Below are 24,520 nucleotides of genomic sequence, written 5' to 3' on the forward strand. Positions count from 1 at the left end.
GGTCAATAACAATAAAAAAACCGGCATAAAAATGCCGGTTACGATGAGTGATACTTTGCCTGAATAAAATGCGGAAGTTAAGCCCTTAGGCGGCTCCCCGGCAGCGTTGCAGAATATCGAGCTGCGGTTGATATTCACGGGTTTGCACGTTCAGCATGCCGAGCATGGTGTGGAACAGGTTGTCCTGCGAGATATCATCCTTTTCTGCCATGTTACTCAGGCACTGGCGATCAACCTTGAAGTTGCGCTCATAGTCTGCAGACATCCACATCAGGAAGGGGACATGGGTCTGCTGGCTTGGCGCAAACACGTAAGGGGTACCGTGCAGATACATGCCGTTTTCACCCAGCGATTCACCGTGGTCAGAGAGATACACCAGCGCGGTGTTGAATTTGTCGCTGTGCTGTTGCAATAGCTTGATGGTGTCGTCCAGCATGGCGTCGGTATACAGCAGTGAGTTGTCATAGGTATTCACCAACTGCTCGTGGCTGCAATCCTGGATCTGATTACTGTTGCAGGTGGGTGAGAACTTCTGGAACTCTGGCGTACTGCGACGGAAATAGGCCGGCCCGTGGCTGCCCATCTGGTGCAGCACTATCACGCCGTCGTCTTTCAGGCTGTTGATGTAGTCGTTAAGTTTATACAGCAGCACGTTATCCATGCAGACTTCACCGTCGCAATCCTGCGGCAGTTTTAGCTTGGTCATGTCAACGTGGGGCACGCGATCGCAGGCACCTTTGCATCCGCCGTCGTTTTCACGCCACAACACATTGACACCGGCATGCGCCAGTACGTCAAGCATGCCCTCCTGATGGGTAGCCTGGGTGGCGTCATAATCCTTGCGTGGCATATTGGAGAACATGCAAGGCACGGAGATCGCCGTTTCGGTGCCGCAGGAACTGGCGTTTTTAAAATACACCACGTTGTCCTGCTTCAGACGCGGATTGGTTTCACGCTCATAGCCGCCCAATGAGAAGTTCTCGGCACGCGCCGTTTCCCCGACCACCAGGATCACCAGGGTTTTCTTTTGCTGTGCGGTGATTACTGGCCCTTTACGTGCATCTTCACCGATTTTCACCAGCGGCAAATTGCGGGTGAAGTAACGTTGCTGGGTAAATTTGATGGTGCCGGAAACGAAGTTCGACGGCGTCAGCATTTTCACCACGCTTTTGTTATTGCGGATCAGCGAGGCGTAATCCTTATAAAACAGGGCGGCGATAATCAGGATCACCACTACCGAGAGCATCACGTTAGCGGCACGCAACCCGACCATGTACCACCATGGGCGAGTTTTACGGATTTCGATAAAGCAAACCAATACCGCAGGCAGAATACCCAGCAGGAACAGCCACAGACCCATGCGTGGCGTCAACAGCGCCGTTGCTTCCTGGGGATTGGTTTCGAAGGCGTTCTGCATCATATTGCCGTCGATCACCACGCCGTAACTGAACATAAAGTAGTTGGCGGCCGCGCTGCCGAGCAGGAAGAAAATCATCAGTGGCTTGCGTAAGAACGGCACGGTCAGCACGCTGAAGATAATATTCAGCGCACAGAAAATCACCACCGGCATGGTGGCGGCGAAAATCACGCTGTGGAGGTTATCGAAGGTGATATACGACCAGGCCTTATGAAAGAATAACGCATTCTGGAACAGAGTGAAGAATAAGGCACTGGCGAGGATAAAACCCAGGCTGTTGCACTGTAAGCGTTGACGTAACGACATTGCCAAATCTGAATCCTGATATTGTGTAATGCGCTGAAACTTACAGGATGAAACTTAAGAAAACCTTAGAGATTCAGTTTGGTGGCAGAGTTGTTTAATTTCGGTTTAGCTTGAGAGACGCCAGACCGGGCGGTCTGGCGCGGGGGATTAAGGCGAGAATGATTAATAGGCGGCGGTAAATTGCGCTTTAATAAACTGCGGTTTTTCGATCTCATCGATAATTGCTACCGACAGGTCTTCCACGGAGATACCCGCCGGGGCCTGGCCGTTCATCAGCAGTTTGGTGGTGCCCAGACGGAACTGACCGGTACGCTTGCCGGGCTCCAGCAGTGCCGCCGGAGACAAATAGGTCCAGTCCAGTTGAGAGTCATTGCGCAATTTATTGCGTAAATCACGCACGGCCTGAGCGCCCGGACGGATATTTTCCGGGAACTGCGGGGTATCGACCAGTTCAACGCCCGGAGCCACTTCCAGGCTGCCGGCACCGCCAACCACCAACAGGCGTTTGACGCCGGATTTTTTCACCGCGTCCAGGATCTGTTGGGAGCCCCTGGTGGTTTTCTCGTACAGGTTTTCTTCCGCCCAACCCGGATTAAAGGCGCTGATTACCGCGTCCTGACCGGTTAGCTGTTTTGCCAGCCATTCGGTGTCGGCGACGTCGCCTAAAGCGATGGTCAGGTTTGCGTTGTCAGGCAAATCTTTTTGCTGACGTGCAATCGCCGTGACCTGCAAACCGCGGTTCAGCGCTTCATCCACCACGCGGCGGCCAACAAAACCTGTTGCTCCAATAATGGCTACTTTCATCTGTTTGCTCCTGTCGTGTATCAGCTCAGATTCACCTGAGCGCGTATCTACAATGTAGTACTTAACAATAGGGTTGATTAGTGCCATATTCATGCTTTCTTGAGTAAGTAAAACTTCATAATCGTGGATAAACTGAATCGAATGGCGGTTTTCGCTACCGTGGTGGCGGAAGGATCCTTTGCCGGCGCGGCCCGGCGGCTGGGCATGACGCCATCGGCGGTCAGCCAGCATATGCGTTCGTTGGAAAAAGCGCTCGGTGTGCCGTTGTTACATCGTTCTACGCGACGGCTGGCGCTGACCGAGGCAGGGGCGGCATTTCACCCCGGCTGCGAGGCAATGCTGTTTCAGGCGCAGCAGGCTGAACAGCGGCTGGCCGAGTTGCGTGACACTCTGGTGGGGGAGCTGCGTATCGCTACGACCATTGGCATCGGTGGCCGTCCGCTCGCAGAGGCGCTGGCACCGCTGCTGCAGGCGCATCCCAAACTGACTCTGCGGGTGTTGGCGGACGATCGAATCGTCGACATGATCGAACAACGGATCGACATTGCACTGCGGGTCAATCGTCAACTGGCCGATGCCAATATGATTGCTCATCCGCTGGCCGAATGGCCAATGGTGCTGTGTGCCGCTCCGCGCTACCTTAGCCAGTACGGGGTGCCGGAAGCGCCGCAGGACCTGGTGCAGCATCGCTGGATCTCGGGCGCTTTCAGCGGGGCGCATCTGGATTTGCATCATCAGGGCGGTCAGCAGCTAAAATTACGTCTGGGGGAAGGGCAGATCGTCAGCGACAGCATGACCGTGATGCGCGGCTTCACCCGCAGCGGTCTGGGGATCTCGATTCAACCGCTGTATGAAATAGAGGATGAATTGCAGCGCGGTGAACTGATCCAACTGATGCCTGAATGGCGACCGGCCCCACTGAGGCTGCACGCGCTGACGCTAGAACGGGCAATGCCGGAGAAAAATCGTCAGGCGCTGCGTTATTTACGCGACTATTTTCACCGACATGCCGAAAAGTCACTTGCCAGCGGCGCCGATGGCGTCTTCAATTAGCAAGAGAACGCAGGAGGACGTGTGGCGCAGCAGCTCGAGTTTTTTGATATCCCCAGCCCGTGTCGCGGCATTTGTCAGGCCGACGATCGCGGCTTTTGCCGTGGTTGCCTGCGCAGCCGCGAGGAACGCTTTGGCTGGATGCAAATGAGCGATGCACAAAAACGCGACGTGCTGCGTCTGTGCCACCAACGCTTGCTGCGCCTGCAGCGAGCCAGTAAACAGCCGGATGAGCCCTTGCCGGAACAACCGTCGTTGTTCTAAGTCATTTCTGATCTGCCGCACGTAAGCGCGGCTTTCCGCTTCCCACCGTGTTATCCGCTTGTGTATGCTGGCATTAAACAATGTCATGAGGTTTCAACAATGGTAAACCGTGTACAACTCGCGCCGCAGGGGCCTGAATTTTCCCGCATGATTTGCGGATACTGGCGTTTGATGGAGTGGGGCATGTCACCACAGCAGTTGCTGACGTTTATTGAGCAGCATATTGAGCTGGGTGTCACTACCGCTGACCATGCGGACATTTACGGCGGCTATGCCTGCGAACAAGCCTTTGGTGAAGCGATGCGCCTGAAGCCTTCACTGCGCCAGTCGATGGAACTGGTGTCCAAATGCGGTATCGCCACCACCGCCAAACCGGGTAACCCGATTGGCCACTACATTACTGACCGTGAGCATATCGTTAACAGTGCGGAACGCTCACTGGAGCATCTGCATACCGATTACCTCGATCTGCTGCTGATCCACCGTCCGGATCCGTTAATGGATGCCGATGAGGTGGCCGAAGCCTTTGTGGCGCTGCATAAAAGCGGCAAGGTACGCCATTTCGGCGTATCCAACTTCACCACGACGCAGTTCACGCTGTTGCAGTCGCGTCTGCCGTTCTCACTGGTGACCAATCAACTGGAGATTTCGCCGATCCATCAGCCGGCTATTCTGGATGGCACGCTGGATCAGTGCCAGCAATTGCGCATCAAGCCGATGGCCTGGTCTTGTTTGGGCGGCGGCCGTCTGTTCAGCGACGCCGAATTCCAGCCACTGCGCGATGAGCTGCAGGCGGTGGCGCTGGAGATTGGCGCCGAGTCTATCGAACAGGTGGTGTACGCCTGGGTGATGCGTTTGCCGTCGTCTCCTCTGCCGATTATTGGCTCCGGCAAGATTGAGCGCGTGCGTTCGGCGCTGCAGGCACAGCAGTTGACGTTGAGTCGTCAGCAGTGGTTCCGTATTCGCAAGGCGGCCCTGGGTTACGACGTACCTTAAATCACTATAATCATAAGAAGCCGGGCAGCGGTGACTGCCCGGTTTTACTTTTTGATTCTTCGGGGCATCAGGCCAGCACCACCTGGCCGTCCGACAGGCTGTTTAGCCCCAGTCCGACCAGCGTGACCGTATTGCCGCCAAAGTTAAACACCAGATTGTCGTTCACTTCAGAAACGAAATCTCGGAAGTTTCCGCCTTCGCTACTGCCATCGGTCCCCATAAAGACCAGTTTGTCCTGCGCCTGATAGCCGTAAATCTGGTCCTGACCAAAGTCGCCACTGAACAGGAAGGTGTTGCTGCCGCCCTGACTGTGTATGACGTCGTTACCGGCGCCGCCGACGAAGGTTAAATTGCCGCCGGCATGGCCAAGCAGGGTGTCGTTGCCATCGTCGCCGAACAGCCATTTATCATTGGCACGCGCCTGCAAGTTGTCATCGCCCGCGCCGCCGTTGAGCGACGAAGCATAGGCTTTTAGCCCTTCGCTCGATTTTAATCCGGCGCTGGTAACCTGATGATCCAGCTCTTTGCTGAAGATTATCCAGGAGGTTTCTTTAGTGCGCAGTGTGCCAATATCCTCGGCCAGAGTGATGCCGCCTTTGGCGTCACGCAGGTAGAGCGTGTTGCCGTCGTAGGCGACCTCGCTATTTTTCAATGCCTGCTGCAGATCCAGGGTGTTATTGCCTTCGCCGCCGGAAATTATATTGAAACCACCGTTGTCGCGAAAAGTGTCATTACCGGCGCGCCCCTCAAGATAATCGTTGCCGGTGCCGCCCTTGATTAAATCATTGCTGTCACTGCCGACAATAAAGGTCGGGCCGCTGTGTTTTTCGGCATTGCGATTGAGATCTTCAACCCAGGTAGTACCACGGGTGACATCCGAGAGGTTGGAGACAATCACCGTCGAGTCTTTGCCGGTCAGCGAATAAAACTCTGAATTCAGCACCCGCATCAAGCCGTCCTGATAAAAGAATGGCAGATGGGATAGCCAGGTTGGAATATTCAGGATTGAGAAGGGCAGAATATTCCAGGCGGCAGAGGCGTAGTGATCGTTGAAATTAACGATATTATTGGTGGCGGACTCCTGCGGCGCATCATGCACGCCAAAAGTTGCCGGGGTTAACGTGGTGCCGTCCAGCGCGCGGAATACCGGGTCATTTTCATAGCCGATATTAATCACCTTGCCGTCGGTCTCGTATTGCGTTGGCGAGGCGAAAGCCACATAGCTTGATTGCGCATAGAAGCCGCCCCAATTGTCGTCGCTGAGCGCCGCCATGCTGTTCACCGCCATCCCGCCGAGACTGTGGCCGCTGATGGTCACGTCATCGCCGCTCAGCCCGTGTGCCTGGGCGAATTTGGCGACATCCCCCAGCAGGGTACCAAAGGCCTTCAGGCTGTAATTATCGGCATAACCGGCAGGGCCAAACCCCGCCAGCAGGTCATTAATCAAATCTCCAATGCTATCGGTAATCAGGGATTCGCGTGGGCCGCTGGTGCCACGAAAAGCAATACCAATGGAGGTGAGATTACCTTCGCTGTCATATTTACCCAATACTTCAGCCTGAGCGGTGGTATAACCCAGCGTTTCACCGTAATAGGTACCACGCGCGTCGGTTTTACCGCTATAACCCAATTGGTCGGCCCCTATCAATGACCAACCGGCGTTATTTACCGCCGCCAGCGCCGCCTTTTCCGAGTCGGGGTTCCAGGGAATGCCGGGTAACCCACCCTGTGATTGCGTGCTACCAATTAACGCCGTCACCAGCGTGAAGGGCAAGCCCAGCCCAAAACCGGTATTGTGGTAGCCCTCATCGAAGCCGTTATCGATATTGTGATAGGCATAGGTGGAAATCGCCAGGGCGTCAGTGAATAACGCCTTGGATTTTGCCTCGTCGAGCTCTTGATAATTAAAGATTCCCATATCAGTTCCTTATGAATTAGCTGCAGTGCCGGGGTGATCTTTGAATAGCTATTGCAGCTTGTGCTGGTAGAGAGGATATACCGAACGACAGCTGGTCAGAGGACCGATGTCGGTAGAATTATTATTAGTATGAATTATTCAGAATGCGAATTTGATCGGCAAAATTGTGCGCATTTTGAGCGTCGGCGTCACAGATTCTCGTATACTCAATACTCACAGGAAATCCAAGGAGATTGATTAATGAAACATTATTGGTATGCGGCCTTCGGTCTGATGGCTTGCGGAGCTGCTCAGGCGGCGACGGTGGATGTTGACATGAATCTGGTGACCGGGCAGGGAATTGGTCAGGAAATTGGCAAAGTGACGATCAGCGAAACGCCCTACGGCCTGCTGTTTACCCCACAGCTCAAAGCGTTACCGGCTGGCGTGCACGGTTTTCACGTTCATGAGAACGGCAGTTGCGAGCCGGGGATGAAAGAGGGCAAGGCGGTTGCGGCGCTGGCAGCGGGCGGACATTTTGACCCGCAAAAAACCGGTAAACACCTTGGCCCTTATGCCGACGGCCATTTGGGGGATCTGCCGGCGATTTACGTGACCAACGACGGCATGGCCAAGGATCCGGTATTGGCGCCGCGGCTGAAAAAAATCAGTGAAATAACCGGCAAGGCGCTGATGGTGCACGCCGGGGGCGATAACCACGCCGATAGCCCGAAACCGCTGGGGGGCGGAGGGGAGCGTTTCGCCTGCGGCGTCATTAAGTGATAAAGACGCTTAACTCGCGGTTGCCGCGGTACTGTCAGGCGGGGTGATGGCCTGCTGTAACTGTTGCAACGAACAGTAAAGCCGCCAAATTAATCCGGCAAGATCGCGCGCCGCCTGTTCCGGGTGGTGCGCCAACGCATTGCTCATGCGCTGCAGCTCCTGCAGGCTGGCGTCCAGCGAACGGTGCTGTACGCCTTTCTCCGTCATAATGCCCCGCAAACAGTGAATGCAGACGTCGCGTACCGCCGAGAGCGGATCGGACCGGGTCTGCCAGTCGCGCAGTTGCCAAACGATATGGCTGCAGTTGAGCAGCACCACGCCCCAGCGCAATAACCAACTGCGTGCCTCTTGATCCTGGCTTTGATTCAATTGGCTGATGCGGTGATAAATCAGCGATTCAAACTGGCTCTCGCTCTGCTGCGGTTTTTTACTCAGCTGATCGATAAAGTCTCGCCGTAGGGCGCGGATAATGCGCCGGCTTTTGCGTTTGTCTGAGCTCGGCCGCAAGATCTGGAACGCCATACCGGCTAATAGCACGCCAACAATTTTGCCGATGCTGTCATTGATAAACGACTGATAATCGTAGCTTGGCGGATTGGTGACGGACAAAAACGAGCCCATAAACACGATCAGTTGCCCCCAGAGTGCAGCATAGGAGGGATTCTGCAGCTTGAGCATCTGCATGGTGACCAGCACCGGGAACAGGAAGGCGCAGAACAGCCACAAATCATCTATCTGAATCATCAGGCCAAACTTCACCAAAAAACAGACGATCGAAAGCAGCGTTACCGCTTTGAGCAGGGTGGTGATGCTGTTGATAGGGGACGGTGTGGAGGAATAGAGCACGCAACTGATGGCAACCAGCGTCAGTGCCGAACTGCCGGCGTCCCACTGGGTGTTAATCCAGTAAGCACAGCCGAGAATAATGCACAGAAAAGTGCGCAGGCCGTTATAGGCGGCCTCGTAACTGTCGGTATGACGAGCCAGAGAAGTCACACGTGGCGGCTGTATCTCGCTGACCGGGGTGGCGTTCTCCAACCGTTGCAACCATCGGCTGCAGTTAAGGTACAACCAACAGAAATGGCGTAGGCGTAGCCAAAAGGCGCGGTGGCGGTAATCGGCAGGATCCTGCGGCGCTATCTGCAGCAGGATGCGGGCCAGCCGGTATTTATCGGTATCGGGATTGCGTAGCTCGTTTAGCAACTGATCCAAAACGGTCGCCAGGTTGGCCGGGCGATCCGGCCAGTTCAGCAGCATGCGCCGCAGGCTGGAGATCACGCTGGTAATGCGCAGTTGTTGATGCAGCATATAGTTGAGCAGGTTATTCTGCCGACGCAGCCGGTAGTGGCTCCAGAAGGCCTGAATACGCAGCAGGTTCATGGTCAGGATCTGGCCGATGACCCCTTCATGTGACGTGCGCATCTGTACGGTGATCTCGGGTTGCCACAGCATTGCGGCGTGCTCCAGCAACCGCAGGTGCATGCGCCGCAGAGAGGTCAACAGTGCTTCACCGTCCGAAGTGCTGGGCAGGATCATCATCATCAGGCCGCCGCACAGAATACCGGTAATCACCTCGCAAACGCGCGCCTGGGCGATATCAAAGATTTGCTGGGTGTCGGTGACGTTGACCGTACTAAAGGCGATGATGGCGGCGGTATAGCCCGCCAATGCAAAGGCGTAGGAGACGTTGTTTTGATAATGATTGGAGATGTAAGTGCACAGGCCGATCCAGGCGGCAATGAACAGCGTGAACAGCCAGGGATCGTTCAGGCAATGACCGGCGATGGCCATTGACGCGGCAGCACCGACCAGACTGCCGAAAACTCGCCCGATGCTTTTACTGATCACGCCACCGACGGTGGGGAAACTGACCACCGCCGCTGAGGTGAGTGCCCAGTAAGGCTCGTCAAGATTGAGGACGAACGCTACCCATAACGAAAGGCACATCGCCAGCGAATTGCGCAGCGCATAACGCCATTGCCCAGCGCTGGCTTTCCCCCAGGGGGTACGGTTCCATTCCAAAAAAGGCAGGTTCACTGGTAAGCCTTACTGATGAATGGAGATGGTGCAGGTGGTGCCGGCGACCAAGGGTAAATCAGCAGGCACATCCAGCAGTTTTATCCGCACCGGTACGCGCTGTGCCAGCCGTACCCAAGGCACGTTGGGCTTCACGTCCATTAATAAATCACTGCTGCTTTCAACGCTCTGATCGTAAATGGCGCGGCCAATGCTTTCTACTTCGCCCCGGAGCTGAGTGTTGCCATTATATAAAACGATATCCGCTTTATTGCCTTCTTTTATATGCTTTAGCTTGGTTTCTTCAAAATAGCCGAGGACATAAAAAGAATGTACGTCGACCAGTGCGACCAGCGGAGTCCCGGCACTGGCATAGTTTCCGACCCGGGCTTGTAAATTGGTGATATAGCCATCGGTAGGGGCATAAATTTTAGTTTTACTTAAATTCCATTTGGCCTGTTCCAGATTGGCCTGAGCGGCTTTATAGGCCGCTTTCATTGCCTGGGCTGCTAAATTTGACTCATCCATATCTTCTGCAGAAATAACATTTTTTGGCAGGCTGCGACGGCGAGCCGCTTCATGGTCGGTTTTGGCCATATCGGACTGTGCTTTTGCCAGTGCAGCCTCAGCATTGTCGAGCGCAATCTGGTATGGCACAGGGTCGATCGCAAAAATCAGACTTCCCGCAGGTATGAACTGATTGTCATGAACGGTTATTTTCTCTAATCTTCCAGAAACTTCTGGTGTGATATTGACGAGTTCTGCGCGTACCTTTCCATCACGGGTCCACGGGGATTGCATATAATAATTCCACAACCACCAGCCGGCACAGATGGCAATGGCGCAGACGATTACCGTAGAAAAATATTTTAATGTTTTATGTGTCATCGGTTACCAACTTGCTAAAAGCCACAGGGCGCCGCTGACGGCAATGACGAAAATAGACAAATCCATCAGCATGGGATGCCAAATTTCGCCGGAATAAATCCAGTCTCGCAACAGGTGGTGTACCAGTAGCCATAAAACCAGGCCAAGCAACACAGCCTTAAATATGGGTGGAAAATAAAGCGAGGCGCCCAGCACCAAATCGGGTAGCGGGGACGAGGCATGGAGCCATGAAGTATTCACATTAACAATCCCGATGAGTGAATATGTTGAGTCTTTGCATAGAGAATAAACAATAACTGGCCAAAATGGTGGCTAATTCCACAATATACATTATATACATTTGTGTTTTTAATGTTAGTTACTCAAAATAGTCTAAACTCTGGGAGGGTATGTTAGCATGCTAATTATAAGGAGGGGTAAGTGGAGTCAACATTAGGTTCCGATTTAGCACGATTAGTTCGTGTTTGGCGCGCGCTGATCGATCATCGGCTCAAGCCGCTGGCGCTGACGCAAACACATTGGGTAACCCTGCACAGTATCAATCGTTTACCGCCGGAGCAGTCGCAAATCCAGCTGGCCAAGGCGATCGGCATTGAGCAACCGTCATTGGTTCGTACTCTGGACCAGTTAGAAGAAAAGGGGCTGATTACTCGCCACACCTGCGCCAACGACCGGCGTGCGAAGCGTATCAAGCTGACTGAAGCTGCCGATCCCATTATCAGGGAGGTGGACAGCGTGATCAGTTCGACGCGTGGTGAAATTTTGAGTGGGATTACCACTGACGAAGTGCAATTGTTGGTAGGTTTGATTGGCAAGTTGGAACAAAACATTACTGAACTGCAAAATAAACAATAAGAACTTCTTCTTTATACGATTAGATTTCACAGCATCGGAAATGAAACCGGAGGCCTAAAGCCTCCGGTTTTACCCGCTAAGTTCAGCTTACAGTGGGGACACGGTGATGGTGTCGCCAGTGCGAGCCATACGAACGCGTTGCCCTGGGCTGAACTTGGTGTCGCCCGCCTTCTGAACCACCACGATGTTCTCTTTCTGGTCGGTCTTGATTTCCAGCTCATAGCCTGAAGTACGACCGGCAGCTTCACCGATACTGTTACCTGCTACGCCGCCTGCTACAGCGCCGGCTGCCGTCGCCAGGCTACGGCCTGTGCCGCCGCCGACGGTGTTACCAAGGAAACCACCCAGCACGGCACCGCCGATGGCACCAATGGTGTTCGATGTTTCACTACCCTGGATCTTGACCGGGCGCACAGAAACCAGCGTGCCGTAAGTCACGGTTTGCACCTGTTTGGCCTGCGAAGCGGAATAAACGTCGCCGGACATGGAATCATTGGCGCACCCTGCCAGCGTAACTGCGGCGATGGCAACGACGAGAAGACGCTTGATCATATAAAACTCCTGTTGGTAGTAGTCCATAACCTGGGAAACCTTACCAGGCCAGATTCATAAAAATGATAGACAAAGTATGGCTTAAACGCACGCATATCACCATAACCCGCTACTGCACGCAGCTTAGCTTTGTTCTGTTCAACCAATAATAAACGGTGGTTTAGCTTTATAACAGCGTTGGAAGAAATTCCATTGCGTGTTGAAGCGCTGTTTAGCCGTACTTATCAATATTCGGCATGGGTTAAAAACAGGCGCATCGCTCACAGAGGTGAAAAAATACAACATATTTCATGGCGTTAATGTGGCAATTCTGGTTTATTTGTCAGGTCAAAATTTTGCTTCCCCGTAAAGGGTAAAGGATGTCGCTATGAAGTCAGGCCGCTATATAGGTGTTATGTCTGGCACCAGTCTGGATGGGGTCGATGTGGTGCTTGCTGCGATTGACGGACGTATGGTGGCGCAACAGGCCAGTTACAGCCATCCGATGCCGCTCCAACTGAAGCAGGATATTCTCGGGATGTGCCAGGGCCAGCAGACCACGCTCTCTGCGGTCGGGCGGCTGGATGCGCAGCTTGGCACGCTGTTTGGCGAGGCGGTACTGGGCTTGCTGAAGCAAACCGGTGTGGCTGCGCACGACATTACCGCCATTGGTTGTCATGGCCAGACGGTTTGGCATGAACCCGAAGGGGATGCGCGTTTTTCTATGCAGTTGGGCGACAATAATCGCATTGCCGCACTGACCAATATCACCACCGTTGGCGATTTTCGCCGACGTGATATGGCCTACGGCGGTCAGGGAGCTCCGTTGGTACCGGCTTTCCATCAGGCACTGCTGTCGCACCCGGTAGAGCGCCGCATGGTGTTGAATATCGGCGGCATAGCCAATCTGTCGATGCTGTTGCCGGGGGCTGCGGTGCGTGGCTTTGATACCGGGCCGGGCAATATGCTGATGGATGCCTGGATATGGCGTCATCAATCACAGCCTTACGATAAGGATGGTGGCTGGGCGATGGCGGGGCGCGTTTGCTTGCCGCTGTTGCAACAGATGCTGGCCGATCCTTACTTCTCGCTACCGGCACCGAAAAGCACTGGGCGTGAATATTTCAACGCGGCCTGGCTGGAGCGTCAGCTCGCGGGTCTGGCGGCAGTCAGCCCGGTTGATGTGCAAACCACGTTGACGGAACTGACGGCGGTCACCATTTGCGAACAGGTTCAGTTGGCGGGCGGCTGTGAACGTCTGCTGGTTTGCGGCGGTGGGGCACGGAATATGTTGCTGATGGCACGAATGTCTGCGTTGTTGCCAGGAACCGAGGTGTGCCTGACGGATGATTTCGGCATTAGCGGCGACGATATGGAGGCGCTGGCCTTCGCCTGGTTGGCGTTTCGCACCTTGTCCGGGCAGCCCGGCAATCTGCCTTCGGTGACCGGTGCCAGTTGTGAAACCCTGCTGGGTGGGATTTATCCGGTTTTGCCTTTGGGGGGCCGTTAGCTCTGTTAGGATAGAAATCGATGGATTTCCCTAAGGAGCAACAGCATGAAAAAAATCATTATTGCCGCCGGCACATTGGTGCTGGCCGGCTGCAGCTATGTTCTGCCGCAAAACAGCCAAACCTTGCATTACCAGTGCGGCACCACGCCGTTGACGGTGTCACTGGACGGTAAGGAAAGCACCGTCAGCCTGCTGATGGACGGTGAGCAACTGAAGCTGAAACAGGTACTGGCCATGTCCGGTGCAAAATACAGCGATGATAAGTACACCTTTTGGTCGAAGGGCCAAAACGCCTATCTTGAGCGTAATGGCAAAGTGATTATGAGCGACTGTACGCTGACGAATTGATCCGGTCGTTGCGGCGTCAGAGCGATTGAGATCCTGACGCCGCAGGCGCAGAATAGAATCACGATTTTTCAGTTGGTTGATAACCGAATGATTGAAAATAATGAATTTGATGTTGCGGACCTGCGCCGCGAATATACCCGTGGTGGCCTACGCCGTAACGATCTGTCCGCCAATCCCCTGGAACTGTTCGAGCATTGGCTGAAACAGGCCTGTGACGCCCGCCTGGCGGATCCGACCGCCATGTGTGTGGCGACGGTGGATGAAAACGGCCAACCTTACCAGCGCATTGTGTTGCTCAAGCATTTTGATGACAAAGGGCTGGTGTTCTACACCAATCTGGGCAGCCGCAAGGCGCAGCAACTGGCGAATAACCCGCACATCAGCCTGTTGTTCCCGTGGCACATGCTTGATCGTCAGGTCATTTTCCTCGGCAAAGCGGAGCGCCTGTCCACGTTCGAAGTCATGAAATACTTTGCCAGTCGGCCGAAGGACAGTCAGATCGGCGCCTGGGTATCGCAGCAGTCATCGCGTATTTCAGCGCGCGGCGTGCTGGAGAGCAAATTCCTCGAACTGAAGCAAAAATTCCAACAGGGCGAAGTGCCATTGCCGAGTTTCTGGGGTGGATTCCGGGTTAATTTCGACTCCGTCGAGTTTTGGCAGGGCGGTGCCAACCGTCTGCATGACCGTTTCCTGTATCAACGGGACGGGAATGACTGGAAAATTGACCGACTGGCACCCTGATCGGTGAAAATCCCCCTTAAGCGCTGGCACTGATGTCGCCGGCGCTTTATTCTATGCGTTATTCTGAATTTAATATTTCGCCAGTGGGCGAAAGGTCGTGTACCGACAAAGGTGCATTCGTTTATACATGGAGTCATTGATGGCAAGCAGCAACTTGATTAAACAACTGCAAGAGCGGGGCCTCGTTGCCCAGGTTACGGATGAAGAAGCGTTAGCAGAGCGACTGGCGCAAGGGCCAATTGCACTGTATTGCGGTTTCGATCCGACCGCTGACAGCTTGCATTTGGGCCATCTGGTTCCTCTGTTGTGCCTGAAGCGCTTCCAGCTCGCAGGCCACAAGCCGGTAGCCTTGGTTGGCGGTGCCACCGGCCTTATCGGTGACCCGAGCTTCAAGGCGGCTGAGCGCAAGCTCAATACCACCGAAACGGTGAATGAGTGGGTGGATAAAATCCGCAAACAGGTTTCTCCGTTCCTCGATTTCGACTGTGGTAGCAACAGCGCAATTGCCGCCAACAACTACGACTGGTTTGGCGGCATGAACGTGCTGACCTTCCTGCGTGACATCGGCAAGCATTTCTCCGTCAACCAGATGATCAACAAGGAAGCGGTGAAGCAGCGTCTGAACCGTGACGACTCGGGCATTTCTTTCACCGAGTTCTCCTATAACCTGTTGCAGGGCTTCGACTTCTCCGAGCTGTACAACCGTCATCAGGTTGAACTGCAGATCGGCGGTTCCGACCAGTGGGGCAATATCACCTCCGGTATCGACCTGACCCGTCGCATGCACCAGCAACAGGTATTCGGCCTGACCGTGCCCTTGATCACCAAGGCTGACGGCACCAAATTCGGCAAGACCGAAGGTGGCGCAGTCTGGCTGGCACCAGAAAAAACCAGCCCGTACAAGTTCTACCAGTTCTGGATCAACACCGCCGATGCCGACGTGTACCGCTTCCTGAAGTTCTTCACCTTTATGGATCTGGCCGAGATCAACGCGCTGGAAGAAGAAGACAAGAACAGCGGTAAAGCGCCACGCGCCCAGTATGTTCTGGCAGAAGAAGTGACCGGTATGGTACACGGTGCGGAAGGTCTGGCTGCGGCCAAGCGTATCACCCAGAGCCTGTTCTCTGGCGCGCTGCACGAAATGACCGAAGCAGACTTCGCCCAGTTGGCACAGGACGGCATGCCGACCATCAAGCTCGATGGCGACGCCGATCTGCAGCAGGCGTTGGTTAACGCCGAACTGGTGCCTTCACGCGGTCAGGCGCGCACCATGATCGGTTCCAATGCGGTGACCATCAACGGTGAGAAACAGTCCAACGCCGAATACAACTTCAGCGATGCCGATCGCCTGTTCGGTCGCTACACGCTGCTGCGTCGCGGCAAAAAGCATTACTGCCTGGTTGATTGGCAGTAAACAAAGTTGCAGCAAAGGGGCCCTCAGCGGCCCCTTTATTTTTAAGGCCTCAGAGCAGGTTTTTGATGAAAAACATTCTTTCTATTCAATCCCATGTGGTGTTTGGCCATGCAGGCAACAGCGCGGCAGAGTTTCCGATGCGCCGCATGGGCGTTAACGTCTGGTCGCTGAACACCGTGCAATTTTCCAATCATACTCAGTACGGCAAGTGGACCGGTTGCGTGATGCCGGCCAGCCATCTGACCGAGATTGCCCAGGGTATTGCGGATATAGATCAACTCAAGCACTGCGATGCGGTGCTGAGCGGTTATATCGGTTCGCCGGAGCAGGGCAACCATATTCTTGAGATTGTGCGTCAGGTTAAGCAGGCCAATCCGAACGCCTGGTATTTCTGCGATCCGGTGATGGGTCATCCGGAAAAAGGTTGCATCGTGGCACCGGGCGTGGCGGAGTTTCATTGTCAGCAGGCGTTGCCGTGCAGTGACATGATTGCGCCCAATCTGCTGGAGCTGGAATTGCTGAGCCAGCGTACTGTGACCAACGTGGAGCAGGCGGTAAGCGCCGCACGCGAGCTGATTGCCAAAGGGCCGAAGCTGGTGCTGGTCAAGCATCTGAGCCGTGCCGGTTATAATATCGACTGTTTCGAAATGTTGCTGATCACGGCTAGTCAGGCCTGGCACATCAGCCGTCCGCTGGTGGACTTCGGCGAGCGTCAACCGGTGGGTGTAGGCGACCTGACCAGTGGTCTGTTGCTGGTTAATTTGCTCAAGGGTGAGGCGTTGGACAAAGCACTCGAGCACGTCACGGCGGCGGTGTATGAAGTGATGCTGACGACCCAGGCGATGGGTGAGTATGAGCTGCAGGTGGTGGCGGCTCAGGAGCGTATTGTGCAGCCGGGCTGCGAGTTTAAAGCGGTCATGCTGTAACTCTGCCGGCAGAGCGCCCCGGCGTATTCTCGCCGCCGGGGCGCAGGTATTATTTCAAGCCTTCCGCATTCAACGTTGCGTCCACCGCAGGTCGCGCGGCCACGCGATCAAAATAGGCCGAAAGCTGGCTGCGCTTTTTGATATCAAACTGCAGGGCGATGGCCCAGCGCAGAATGGTGAACAAATAGGCATCCGCCACGCTGAACTTGTTGCCCAACAGGAAATGCTGCTTCGCCAGCACCGAATCCAGATAGTCGAACTGCGTGTCCAGTTTTTCCCGCGCGATGGTTTTGTATTCTTCAGGCGTTTTCGGGTTAAACAGCGGACTGAACCCCTTGTGCAACTCAGTGGCAATATAGTTCAGCCATTCAATGGCATGATAACGCGACAGCGTACCTGCTGCGGGGATCAGAGCGCGATCCGGCACGCGATCCGCCAGATATTGCACAATTGCCACGCCTTCGGTCAGCAGGCTACCATCATCCAGCAGCAGCGCCGGGACCTGTCCTTTCGGGTTGATGGTCAGATAGTCCGCACCGCTTTCGGTCTTTTTCAGCGCCAGATCGACCTTTTCTGCGGTGAAGTCCAGGCCTGCTTCGCGCAATACAATATGGGGGGACAGAGAACAGGCGCCGGCTTTATAGAACAGTTTCATCGAAAGCTCCTTGATAGTGATGAGTGACAGGTATGCTTAACCTCTGATCCTAGTCCTATAACGTCAAAATTACAGCGCCTTAATCGACAAATTTAACTTATCAATGCGGCTTGCGGTTGCAACTGCGCCAGGGTAGCGGCAATTTGCTGCTGCAACGCTTGCGGCACGGCTTGCATTGGTGAGCGCAGTTCATTGCGGATCAGCCCTTGCTGCGCCAGTGCGGCTTTTACCGGCGCCGGGTTAGGGAAGCTGAACATCTGGTGGATCATCGGTAGCAGGGCATAGAAGTTGGCGCGGGCGGCAATCAAATCGCCTTCTGCGACCTGTTGCACCAGTTGTACAAAGCGCTGTGGATGAATGTGCGCGGAAGCCGAGATTGCACCGGTGCCACCCAGGCACAGCGTAGTCAGGATCAGGTTATCCTCACCGGTCAGCACGTCGATTTCACCGTCATTAATCAGCGCCATCATGGTGTCAGGATTACCGCTGCATTCCTTAATCGCTTTTACCCGCGGATGACGCGCGATCTGACGCAGGGTGGCCAGTTCAATCGTAATACCGGTGCGTTGCGGAATGTTATACAGGATCACCGGTACGCTTGAGGCGTCGGCAAGCTGGGTAAAGTAGTCCACCAGGCCGCATTGCGATGGGCGAATATAATAGGGGGCCGGGATCAATACGCCGGCAATATCACGCAGCTGGATGGCCTGCTGCATTTGCAAAGTGTCGACCATGTTATTACCGGACAGGCCCATCACCACCTGATGAGCTGGAGTGACGGCCAGCACTGCGTCGAGCACCGCCAATTGTTCGTCCTGGCTTAACGCGGCAGCCTCACCGGTAGTGCCGCAGACCACCAGTCCATCGACGCCGGAGGCAATAAGATGCTGAGCCAGCCGTTGGGTGGCCGGCAGGTCGACTGCATGATGATTAAATGGGGTAACCAGCGCCACCCAAATACCGGAAAATGAGGCCATAATAAGTTCCTTCAGTACGAGCAATAAGAAGCCAGATAAGAAAACAAGCGAGGGACGATGCGCTGATAATGAATATTCTGCATGAGGCTGTCAATTTACAACCGCTTGATAACAGGGTTAATCATGATTAAGCGGCACGGATGAGTTTGGCTAATAAAAAGGAGGAAATATAAAAACCCGCCTTGGCCTACTGTCGGTCAGTTAAGCAACGTTCTGAATCAGAATGTACGACGTTGTTTAAGTGGGCGTCCCCCTCTCCCGAGGGAGAGGGCCGGGGTGAGGGGCTTTCGCGTTGGTATGTATCCCCTCACCCTAACCCTCTCCCAAAGGAGAGGGAACAATATCACCTAAACTGAAAAGCATTACGTCTTGGCAGGGTTTTCTGGGGTTAACGCGGACGGCGAGTGCTGTTGATAGAGGCTGTCCAGTTGAAAGTTTCGCCAGTGGGTTGAATACGGTTGGCTTTACGCTCGGCGCGGGTAGCTTTTTCAATTTTCGCGCGGGCGGCGGTAATTCGCGCCACCACTTCGTCCTTGATCTTGTTATTTTCGGCGTTGGTTAATGCTCTGCCGAGGTTTTTACGTGCCTTGTCCAGCTCGGTTTTTACTTCACGTTGTTCGCTTTCCGTCATGTCTTTCAGCGTCAGTTTTTTCATCGTTATAGCCTGGTCAGTGAAGATGGCAGCCAGTGTACAGCAATTAGAGGCCCGAAGATGCCGATGCCGTAACGGAAATGCCGGGTAGGGTGAAGCAACCTGTCACATTTCTTCCTGCAACTCGCTGAGAAAACGCCGCATGCGGTCGGTGCGCTCCCGCGCCATTTTCTTGCCGGTAGCGGTTTGGAAGCCTTCCTGCAGCTTGAACAGTTTGGTTTCGAAGTGATCCAGACAAAAACGCTTATCGTCATATTGGCGTTGCTGCGCCAGCGGATCGGCAGCGTCGTACAGCGCGCTGCGCATGCGCCCGCCAATATAGAAACAGCGCGCCACGCCAATCATGCCGATGGCGTCCAGGCGGTCAGCGTCCTGAAGAATTTTGGCCTCCAGCGTTTCCGGGGTAATGGCGGCGGAGAAACTGTGAGCCTCGATAGCATGGGCGGTTTTGGCGATGTCCTGCGGCTCCCAACCCAGTTGCGTCAACGTCAGGGTGGCTTTTTCCGCCGCCAGGCGTGAAGCCAGGTGGCGCTGTGGCGAGTTTTTTTCCACCGCCACGCAGTCATGCAACAGCACGGCCGCACAGAGAATGCGACGGTCACCGCCTTCTTGCTGACTGATATTGCGAGTATTTTTCCACACCCGGTGTAAATGAGCCACGTCATGTGAGCCATCATCGGAATCGAGTGTCAGTGGCAACAGGGCCTGGGCCAATTCCTGATGCGGTGAAAACGGCTGCAACAATGCTTGCGCCAGGGTTGAAAAATGCACGCTATGCTCCTTATGGGTGGAAACCTAAAACCATAACAGCCGTCGATGAGGCCGTTATGACGGCGCGGTAAAAAGATTGTTTACTGTACTGCAACAGACTATTGCCATAATCACGGTTTTTGTGCCGGAATAAGCAACTTACAATAGCCTTGTTCCGGTCATTCCCGCTTGGTGTAAGCCTGTGTCTGCGGGGTGTGACCGGAATATCCTGCTAATGCTATCGGAGAAACCCCATGCCAACGAATCTTGAAATTGTACGCGCTACCTATGAAGGCGGCAGTGCCGAAGAGAATGGTCGTAACCTGTTGGCGGCACTAGCGCCCGACGCGGAGTGGACCGAAGCCGCAGGTTTTCCCTATGCCGGTACCTACATTGGCCCGCAGGCGATCTTCAAAAATGTTCATCAACGTCTGGGAACGGAATGGCAGGGCTACCGCGCCGATGTCGACCATTTTTATGATGCCGGTGAAAACGTGATTGCCCAGGGCTTCTACCATGGCACCTATGGCGCGACCGGCAAATCATTTACCGCATCCTTTGCGCATATTTATCAGCTGCGCGCCGGGAAAATCATCAAGTTTGTGCAAATTGTTGACAGTGCAAAAGTGCTGGAGGCCATGCAGGGCTAAAGGCCGCTGTGTTTGCCAAATTTGCGATCGTACTCCCGTCGGTAACCGCGCGCCTTGTTGCGATCGCGGATCCACAAATAGCCGCATACCAGCGCGACGGAGCCTGAAAAGGTAATGTTGCGCATATCCCGGTCATAAAAATACACCAGCACGGCGTCCGTCGCTGCGATAAAGGCAATCCATTTATACATATGGGATTGCCGTCGCGTGGCGGCGTTGAGGCGCTTTAACTGTCTGGCTTCGTGCATAACCGGCTTTTGCTGCATAACGTCTCGTCGGTAATAAATTTCTTAGTGGTAAATTAGCAGAAGTTTCCCGAAGGTGGAAAAGACAAACGTGCGCCGGGTCGGTTTTCATCGGGGGCTGTAGCCCCAATCTCATAATGCCACTACGGCCTCGATCTCCACGCTGACCAGCGGTGAGAACAGTGCGCTGACCGCAACCAGCGAACAGGCCGGCAGCGCCCCATCAAAATAATCAAACAGCACCGGCCGCAGGGCCGGCAGATCGCCGATATCGGTTAAAAAGACCGTGATTTTAATCAGCGCTTTTAGATTCGTTCCCTCGTCGGCGGTGATGGTCGCCAACTGCTCCAGAATGGCCTGCGTCTGTTGTTGCGTGGTTTGCCCTTGCGCTTCGGTGGCAAATGCCGTCAGGCCGGAAATGTACAGCGTATTGCCATGGCACACAGCATGGACATAGGGCCCGCCCGGCGTCGGTAATTGCGGATAATTAATGCGCTTCAATGATGTCATGGTAAAAACCCCGAGAGATTAATTAAAAAAATATACAAACTTGGTTAGGATAGTGAGACGAACATCGGAAGTACGCAGAGATTTATTGTTTTTTAATAATATCACTAACATTTATTTATAACTGTGAAGGACCTTTCAGGGTAATGAATCAGGCCTTAATTCCCTATATGCAACGCTGGCAGTTGCAGCCCGACGGTCAGGCATTTGAAACTCACAGCAGCCTGCTGATACCGGTACGCTATCAGGGGGCCGCCGCCATGTTGAAAATTGCCCGTGAACAGGAAGAGAAGTTCGGCGGGTTATTGATGTGCTGGTGGCAGGGCGATGGTGCTGCTCGAGTGCTGGCCTGGCATGACGACGGCATTTTGCTGGAGCGTGCGCAAGGCCGCCTCTCGCTGGCGCAGATGGTACGCGATGGCGAAGATCGACAGGCCACGGCGATTTTGTGCCAGGTGGTTGCCCGCCTGCATGCGCCGCGTGCCGAGCCTTTGCCGGAGCTTATTCCCCTGGACCAGTGGTTCAACTCACTGTGGCCGGCGGCGCAGGCGCATGGCGGCATGTTGCGTCTCAGTGCCAGCGTGGCGGCTGAGTTACTGACCAGCCCGCGCGAACAGACGGTGCTGCACGGCGATATTCATCATGATAACGTGCTGGACTTCGCTGAGCGCGGTTGGTTGGCGATCGATCCCAAACGTCTGTATGGCGAGCGTGCTTTCGATTACGCCAATATCTTCTGCAATCCCAACTACGGTATCGCCACCGATCCCGACATTTTTCTTTGTCGGGTCGAGCAGGTCTGCCGGTTGGCCGGACTGGATCGCCAGCGGCTGCTGCGGTGGATCCTCGCCTGGGCCGGATTGTCCGCGGCCTGGTTTATGGAAGACGGCGAGGCGGCGGATATCGATTTTCGCGTCGCAGAACAGGCCGCCCGTGCGTTGGGGCTTTCGCTCCCGGAAGGGGACTCAGGGTTCATCTTGCCAGTAATCGAGCGAGGCTGAGGGGCGTTGCACATAGCGCACCGCTTTACCTTCACGCAGCGCCGTCGCCTGGAACTTGCCTGAGTCCGGATACTCCACCAGTTCGGGCTGTTCGCGGGTACTGATGGAAAGATATTTCAACGGCGCTTGCGACGTATTGATGATCTGATGCGGATATTCCGGCCCCGGTGGGATAAAAATCACGTCACCGCTTTTGATCGGCAGTTGTTCTCCGGCAACCCGCAAGGTACCGGTTCCCTCCAGCACGATAAACATTTCTTCCTGCGCATAGTGGAAGTGATAAGGGCAGGAACGCATGCCCGGTGCCACTACGTCGATAGAGGCACCCAGCTTACCGGCGGCGGTGCCGGTACCCAAACGCGCACCAAGGCTGTCGTACAGTGGCGGGCGTGCGTCGTGCGTTTTTTCAACCTGTTCGAAATTACGGATCAAACGCTGAGCTAACAGCGTGGCTTGCTCATTCATAGGTTATCTCGTGACAATGTAACTTAATCAGTAGCGCGTCCCGGCCATTATCGATTTGCATGTTCCTGCTGGCCATACCAGCCCGGTCGGCGTTTCGGCTGTGGCCAGAACAGTGCGGCCTGGCCTCCGTCTGGGATCTGCCACACCTCGCAGTCATAAATGGTGAAGGTGTCGCCGAATTTATCGACCCGCAGTCCGCGATATCCCTGTGCAATACCTTGCTCAGTGACCTTGTCCAGCAATTGCTGACGCTCCGCGCGGTCTGCCGGAGAAGCGCTTAACCGGGAAGGCAGCGCGATAAACTCATCAAAGGAATAGCCAAAGCATTGTTGTGCGCAGTGATTGGCATAAATAAACACCGGGTCGCCGCCGCCGGTGTGGGCCAGCAGGCTGTAGGGTGCCTGTTGATGCAGCCAGGCCAAGCGTTCGCCGACTGCGGCCTGTGGGCCGGGTAATCCGTCACCTGTCCAGTGGCGGTATGCGGCGTCTATCCGTTGAATCAGGTCAATCTGCGCTGAAGATGGCATAGAAACTCCCTTAACGATCCCTGGAGGGCAACATTCGTCCCTCTCTCAGTTAAGCAGAAGATCGCCAAAGGGGGGAGAAATTGCCGGATGGGATCGATTTATAGCCCGACTTGCTGGTTAGTCCCCTGAACGACTGGCGCGTTGCGGTAACGACAGGATGATATGGGCGATTGCGCCGCCAATAATCCCCCAAAATGCCGAGCCGACGCCGAGCAGCGTCACGCCGGATGCAGTGATCAAAAAGGCGATCAGTGCGGCGTCGCGTTGCTTTTCATCCTGCAGCGCGCGTTGCAAACTGCCGGCGATGGTGCCCAGCAGGGCCAGCCCGGCAATGGTATGGATCAGGGCCACGGGCAATGCGCTGAACAACATACTGATAACGCCGCCAAACAGGCCGGCCAACAGATAAAACACCCCGGCGGCGACGGCAGCCATATAGCGGCGCTGTGGATTGGGGTGTACGTCTGGCCCCATACAAATGGCGGCAGTAATGGCGGCAATACACACCGAGAATCCACCGAAGGGGGCCAGCAGCAGCGCGGTCAACGCGGTCCAGCTAATCAGTGGCGAAGTGGGCACGCTGTAGCCGGCCGCCTTTAGCGTGGCAATACCGGGGGCATTTTGTGACGCCATGGTGACCACGAAGAACGGCACGCCAATCCCCAGCAGTGTCGACCAGCTAAAATGCGGCGTAATAAATTCCGGCATGGCGAATGCCAGCGGTTGTGGTGAAAGATGAATGTTGCCCTGCAGCGCCGCAATCGCCAGCCCGGCCAGCAGCGTCAGTACAATGGCATAACGCGCCAGATAACGCCGCGTCACCAGATACACCAGTCCCATTCCGGCGCTGAGTGCGAAATTGACCTGTAGCGAGGCAAACGCATCCAGGCCAAAACGCAGCAAAATCCCCGCCAACATCGCCGCCGAAATAGCCTGCGGAATATAATCCATCAGCCGGGCGAACAGCCCGGTTACGCCGCACAGCAGGATCAGCCCTGAGGCAAAGATAAATACGCCAATCGCTTCGTTAATCGGCGTGCCGGGCAGGCTGGTGACCAGCAGCGCTGCACCGGGGGTCGACCAGGCGGTCAGGATCGGCGTGCGGTAATACAGCGAAAGCCCGAGCGAGGTAATGCCCATCCCTAGTCCCAGCATGCTCAGCCAGCCGCCGATCTGCAAGGGGGTAGCACCGGCAGCGGCAGCCGCCTGGAAGATAATGGCCGCCGAACTGGTGTAGCCGACCAATACCGCAACAAACCCGGCCATAACGGCAGGCAGAGACAGATGACGCAGAGAGATGGCAGGGCGCATGGTTCACTCCGGTAAAGGTTGTGCGTTATAACGC

The 24,520-nt window shown here is 54.9% G+C and carries 28 protein-coding genes; 12 read left to right on the top strand and 16 right to left on the bottom strand.

The features are described from left to right. Nucleotides 1–85 precede the first annotated feature (85 nt). Both eptA and ACNT1W_RS13310 read right to left on the bottom strand, forming a co-directional pair. Complete coding sequence (eptA, locus tag ACNT1W_RS13305) at nucleotides 86–1,723, bottom strand: phosphoethanolamine transferase EptA (RefSeq protein WP_419245684.1); 1,638 nt, start codon at nucleotides 1,721–1,723, stop codon at nucleotides 86–88. A 162-nt stretch (nucleotides 1,724–1,885) separates the two neighbouring features. Further along, the gene (locus tag ACNT1W_RS13310) at nucleotides 1,886–2,527 is read right to left on the bottom strand and encodes an NAD(P)-dependent oxidoreductase (RefSeq protein ID WP_012144936.1); all 642 of its coding nucleotides are present in this window, start codon (nucleotides 2,525–2,527) and stop codon (nucleotides 1,886–1,888) included. A 123-nt stretch (nucleotides 2,528–2,650) separates the two neighbouring features. Between ACNT1W_RS13310 and ACNT1W_RS13315 the strand changes: the two genes are divergently transcribed. The 3 genes from ACNT1W_RS13315 to ACNT1W_RS13325 all read left to right on the top strand — a co-directional run bounded on the left by ACNT1W_RS13315 (nucleotide 2,651) and on the right by ACNT1W_RS13325 (nucleotide 4,837). Further along, on the top strand, nucleotides 2,651–3,580 hold the full coding sequence (locus ACNT1W_RS13315) for a LysR substrate-binding domain-containing protein (RefSeq protein WP_419245685.1): 930 nt from the start codon (nucleotides 2,651–2,653) through the stop codon (nucleotides 3,578–3,580). 21 nt (nucleotides 3,581–3,601) lie between these two features. Further along, a complete protein-coding gene (locus ACNT1W_RS13320) occupies nucleotides 3,602–3,841 on the top strand; it encodes a DUF1289 domain-containing protein (RefSeq protein WP_012144938.1) in 240 nt (79 codons plus the stop codon). Between the two features lie 99 nt (nucleotides 3,842–3,940). After that, on the top strand, nucleotides 3,941–4,837 hold the full coding sequence (locus ACNT1W_RS13325) for an aldo/keto reductase (protein ID WP_115184783.1): 897 nt from the start codon (nucleotides 3,941–3,943) through the stop codon (nucleotides 4,835–4,837). Nucleotides 4,838–4,904: 67 nt separating this feature from the next. Here ACNT1W_RS13325 and ACNT1W_RS13330 read toward each other — a convergent pair whose 3' ends face one another. Beyond that, nucleotides 4,905–6,755 carry a polyurethanase gene (locus ACNT1W_RS13330; protein ID WP_419245686.1) on the bottom strand — a complete coding sequence of 617 codons (1,851 nt, stop codon included), beginning with the start codon at nucleotides 6,753–6,755 and terminating at the stop codon, nucleotides 4,905–4,907. A gap of 240 nt (nucleotides 6,756–6,995) precedes the next feature. Between ACNT1W_RS13330 and sodC the strand changes: the two genes are divergently transcribed. Then, nucleotides 6,996–7,517, top strand: coding sequence for a superoxide dismutase family protein (gene sodC, locus ACNT1W_RS13335; RefSeq protein ID WP_012144941.1), 522 nt, complete (start codon nucleotides 6,996–6,998; stop codon nucleotides 7,515–7,517). A 9-nt stretch (nucleotides 7,518–7,526) separates the two neighbouring features. Here sodC and ACNT1W_RS13340 read toward each other — a convergent pair whose 3' ends face one another. The 3 genes from ACNT1W_RS13340 to ACNT1W_RS13350 are packed head-to-tail and all read right to left on the bottom strand — an operon-like array spanning nucleotide 7,527 to nucleotide 10,661. Continuing rightward, nucleotides 7,527–9,554 carry an FUSC family protein gene (locus tag ACNT1W_RS13340; protein WP_261408022.1) on the bottom strand — a complete coding sequence of 676 codons (2,028 nt, stop codon included), beginning with the start codon at nucleotides 9,552–9,554 and terminating at the stop codon, nucleotides 7,527–7,529. A gap of 9 nt (nucleotides 9,555–9,563) precedes the next feature. Continuing rightward, nucleotides 9,564–10,421 (bottom strand): HlyD family secretion protein, encoded by an 858-nt coding sequence (locus ACNT1W_RS13345; RefSeq protein WP_115184780.1) that lies wholly within the window; start codon nucleotides 10,419–10,421, stop codon nucleotides 9,564–9,566. A 3-nt stretch (nucleotides 10,422–10,424) separates the two neighbouring features. Then, nucleotides 10,425–10,661, bottom strand: a complete 237-nt coding sequence (locus ACNT1W_RS13350; protein ID WP_012144944.1) for a DUF1656 domain-containing protein — start codon at nucleotides 10,659–10,661, stop codon at nucleotides 10,425–10,427. A 180-nt stretch (nucleotides 10,662–10,841) separates the two neighbouring features. Here ACNT1W_RS13350 and slyA point away from each other — a divergent pair, with 180 nt between their 5' ends. Continuing rightward, a complete protein-coding gene (gene slyA / locus ACNT1W_RS13355; protein WP_012144945.1) occupies nucleotides 10,842–11,276 on the top strand; it encodes a transcriptional regulator SlyA in 435 nt (144 codons plus the stop codon). Between the two features lie 87 nt (nucleotides 11,277–11,363). On the opposite strand, the gene ACNT1W_RS13360 is transcribed toward slyA, so the two are convergent. Then, nucleotides 11,364–11,828 (bottom strand): glycine zipper 2TM domain-containing protein, encoded by a 465-nt coding sequence (locus ACNT1W_RS13360; RefSeq protein WP_026142354.1) that lies wholly within the window; start codon nucleotides 11,826–11,828, stop codon nucleotides 11,364–11,366. 367 nt (nucleotides 11,829–12,195) lie between these two features. Between ACNT1W_RS13360 and anmK the strand changes: the two genes are divergently transcribed. From anmK to pdxY, 5 genes are all read left to right on the top strand, one after another. After that, nucleotides 12,196–13,317 carry an anhydro-N-acetylmuramic acid kinase gene (gene anmK / locus ACNT1W_RS13365; protein ID WP_012144947.1) on the top strand — a complete coding sequence of 374 codons (1,122 nt, stop codon included), beginning with the start codon at nucleotides 12,196–12,198 and terminating at the stop codon, nucleotides 13,315–13,317. A 45-nt stretch (nucleotides 13,318–13,362) separates the two neighbouring features. After that, a complete protein-coding gene (locus ACNT1W_RS13370; protein WP_017892676.1) occupies nucleotides 13,363–13,665 on the top strand; it encodes an MliC family protein in 303 nt (100 codons plus the stop codon). 87 nt (nucleotides 13,666–13,752) lie between these two features. Continuing rightward, nucleotides 13,753–14,406, top strand: coding sequence for a pyridoxamine 5'-phosphate oxidase (gene pdxH, locus ACNT1W_RS13375; protein WP_099061829.1), 654 nt, complete (start codon nucleotides 13,753–13,755; stop codon nucleotides 14,404–14,406). 139 nt (nucleotides 14,407–14,545) lie between these two features. Then, nucleotides 14,546–15,820, top strand: coding sequence for a tyrosine--tRNA ligase (gene tyrS, locus ACNT1W_RS13380; protein WP_012144950.1), 1,275 nt, complete (start codon nucleotides 14,546–14,548; stop codon nucleotides 15,818–15,820). Between the two features lie 65 nt (nucleotides 15,821–15,885). Next, the gene (gene pdxY / locus ACNT1W_RS13385; protein WP_012144951.1) at nucleotides 15,886–16,746 is read left to right on the top strand and encodes a pyridoxal kinase PdxY; all 861 of its coding nucleotides are present in this window, start codon (nucleotides 15,886–15,888) and stop codon (nucleotides 16,744–16,746) included. Nucleotides 16,747–16,795: 49 nt separating this feature from the next. Here pdxY and gstA read toward each other — a convergent pair whose 3' ends face one another. The 4 genes from gstA to ACNT1W_RS13405 form a co-directional block, all read right to left on the bottom strand. After that, on the bottom strand, nucleotides 16,796–17,401 hold the full coding sequence (gstA, locus tag ACNT1W_RS13390; RefSeq protein WP_261098596.1) for a glutathione transferase GstA: 606 nt from the start codon (nucleotides 17,399–17,401) through the stop codon (nucleotides 16,796–16,798). 92 nt (nucleotides 17,402–17,493) lie between these two features. Further along, nucleotides 17,494–18,378: a 4-hydroxy-tetrahydrodipicolinate synthase gene (gene dapA / locus ACNT1W_RS13395; RefSeq protein WP_012144953.1), complete on the bottom strand. Its 885-nt coding sequence runs from the start codon at nucleotides 18,376–18,378 to the stop codon at nucleotides 17,494–17,496. A gap of 388 nt (nucleotides 18,379–18,766) precedes the next feature. Next, nucleotides 18,767–19,033, bottom strand: coding sequence for a DUF3811 domain-containing protein (locus ACNT1W_RS13400; protein WP_012144954.1), 267 nt, complete (start codon nucleotides 19,031–19,033; stop codon nucleotides 18,767–18,769). Between the two features lie 102 nt (nucleotides 19,034–19,135). Then, the gene (locus tag ACNT1W_RS13405; protein WP_112363804.1) at nucleotides 19,136–19,801 is read right to left on the bottom strand and encodes an HD domain-containing protein; all 666 of its coding nucleotides are present in this window, start codon (nucleotides 19,799–19,801) and stop codon (nucleotides 19,136–19,138) included. A 233-nt stretch (nucleotides 19,802–20,034) separates the two neighbouring features. Here ACNT1W_RS13405 and ACNT1W_RS13410 point away from each other — a divergent pair, with 233 nt between their 5' ends. Further along, nucleotides 20,035–20,430, top strand: a complete 396-nt coding sequence (locus tag ACNT1W_RS13410) for a nuclear transport factor 2 family protein (protein WP_115184774.1) — start codon at nucleotides 20,035–20,037, stop codon at nucleotides 20,428–20,430. On the opposite strand, the gene ACNT1W_RS13415 is transcribed toward ACNT1W_RS13410, so the two are convergent. Next, a complete protein-coding gene (locus tag ACNT1W_RS13415) occupies nucleotides 20,427–20,696 on the bottom strand; it encodes a hypothetical protein (protein ID WP_419245687.1) in 270 nt (89 codons plus the stop codon). The genes ACNT1W_RS13410 and ACNT1W_RS13415 overlap by 4 nt on opposite strands. A gap of 111 nt (nucleotides 20,697–20,807) precedes the next feature. Then, nucleotides 20,808–21,185, bottom strand: coding sequence for a RidA family protein (locus ACNT1W_RS13420; protein ID WP_017892687.1), 378 nt, complete (start codon nucleotides 21,183–21,185; stop codon nucleotides 20,808–20,810). 143 nt (nucleotides 21,186–21,328) lie between these two features. Here ACNT1W_RS13420 and ACNT1W_RS13425 point away from each other — a divergent pair, with 143 nt between their 5' ends. Next, complete coding sequence (locus ACNT1W_RS13425) at nucleotides 21,329–22,183, top strand: aminoglycoside phosphotransferase family protein (protein ID WP_261098594.1); 855 nt, start codon at nucleotides 21,329–21,331, stop codon at nucleotides 22,181–22,183. On the opposite strand, the gene ACNT1W_RS13430 is transcribed toward ACNT1W_RS13425, so the two are convergent. The 3 genes from ACNT1W_RS13430 to ACNT1W_RS13440 form a co-directional block, all read right to left on the bottom strand. Further along, entirely contained in the window at nucleotides 22,148–22,648 is a 501-nt protein-coding gene (locus ACNT1W_RS13430) for a cupin domain-containing protein (protein ID WP_012144959.1), read from the bottom strand. The genes ACNT1W_RS13425 and ACNT1W_RS13430 overlap by 36 nt on opposite strands. 47 nt (nucleotides 22,649–22,695) lie before the next feature. Beyond that, entirely contained in the window at nucleotides 22,696–23,175 is a 480-nt protein-coding gene (locus ACNT1W_RS13435) for an MEKHLA domain-containing protein (protein ID WP_218217726.1), read from the bottom strand. A gap of 117 nt (nucleotides 23,176–23,292) precedes the next feature. After that, nucleotides 23,293–24,486, bottom strand: coding sequence for a benzoate/H(+) symporter BenE family transporter (locus ACNT1W_RS13440; RefSeq protein WP_112363808.1), 1,194 nt, complete (start codon nucleotides 24,484–24,486; stop codon nucleotides 23,293–23,295). Between the last annotated feature and the right edge of the window lie 34 nt (nucleotides 24,487–24,520).

It is taken from the genome of Serratia sp. NFX21, assembly GCF_048517035.1.
GTDB lineage: Bacteria > Pseudomonadota > Gammaproteobacteria > Enterobacterales > Enterobacteriaceae > Serratia > Serratia quinivorans.